We start from the raw sequence: 1,134 nt of genomic DNA, 5'->3' as shown, positions 1-1,134 counted from the left end.
AAGGACGGGGCCGCCGGAATGAAGGCCAGCTTTCGGGGACCGGCAAGGAACCGGTCAGCGACTGATATCGGGTCGTTTGCCGGAATGCCGCCGTCGAGGAACGAGAAGGCACTGGCTGGGTGTTGATGGCCACATCGGAGGACCCATGGAACCGCGCGCCAAGGAACAGGAGAACCTTTCCCGACTCGAACGGGCCGCGCAACAGACTGCTGATCCAGAAACTTTGGAACAGAAGGCGAAAAAGCCCGAGGAAAAATTCCGCTTCAGCCTTCGCAAGCAAGATGTCTGGTGGACGGTTGGTTTTGCTGCCGCCGCCTTGCTGCTTTTTGGCATCCAAGTCCTGATCAATTGGCGCTTAGAATGGCTTGATGCGCCTTTGCGCGTTCGCGTGCTGAACTACGTCAGGGGCGGCCTTCTCATTTTCGTTATGCTGACCGTTGCCAATGTTATCGAAGTCTTTCTCATTGGCCGAATTCCCAATCGTGTTTCGCGTTTCAACCTGCAACGTATTTTTCGATTGGTCGTCGTCGTCGCCATCGTCTTCGTGGCCATTTCGGTCTTATTTGTGAACTGGTACGCTGCGGTTGTTTCACTCGGCCTGATTTCACTAATTCTCGGCTTTGCGCTGCAAATGCCGATCTCCAGTTTCATCGCCTGGATTTATATTCTGGCCAGGGCGCCTTATCGCGTTGGCGACCGCATTCGCATCGGCGATGCCCATGGCGATGTCATTGATGTCAGCTATCTCGACACGACGTTATGGGAATTCGGCGGCGAACATCTTTGGACCGATCATCCAAGCGGACGCGTCATCAAGTTTCCGAACTCCACCGTGTTTGACACGCCGGTCTTCAACTATTCCTGGCCGCTGTTTCCCTATGTCTGGAACGAAATCAAGTTCCAGCTCGCTTATGAAAGCGATCTGGAATTCGTAGCGAAAACCATGAGAGAGGTCGTTGACGAGCAGATCGGCGACATCATGAGCCAGAAGGTGAAGGTCTATAAGCACATCCTGTCGCAAACGCCGGTGGACGAACTCGAAGTGAAGGAGCATCCCGTGGTTCATTTTCGCGTCAGTGAAAACACCTGGCTCGAGGCCATCGTGCGTTACCTTGTGCCGCCGAAGGAAGCGGG

General features: G+C 54.5%; 1 protein-coding gene. It reads left to right on the top strand.

Features of this window, described 5'->3' with window-relative positions:
- Nucleotides 1-145: 145 nt before the first annotated feature.
- On the top strand, nucleotides 146-1,134 hold a 989-nt coding region (locus tag CIT31_RS02120; RefSeq protein ID WP_095517278.1), incomplete at its 3' end, for a mechanosensitive ion channel family protein.

Source organism: Mesorhizobium wenxiniae, assembly GCF_002284535.1.
Classification (GTDB): domain Bacteria; phylum Pseudomonadota; class Alphaproteobacteria; order Rhizobiales; family Rhizobiaceae; genus Mesorhizobium; species Mesorhizobium wenxiniae.
Note: the sequence above shows the minus strand (reverse complement) of the source record. Positions and strands in the feature narration are given on the sequence as shown.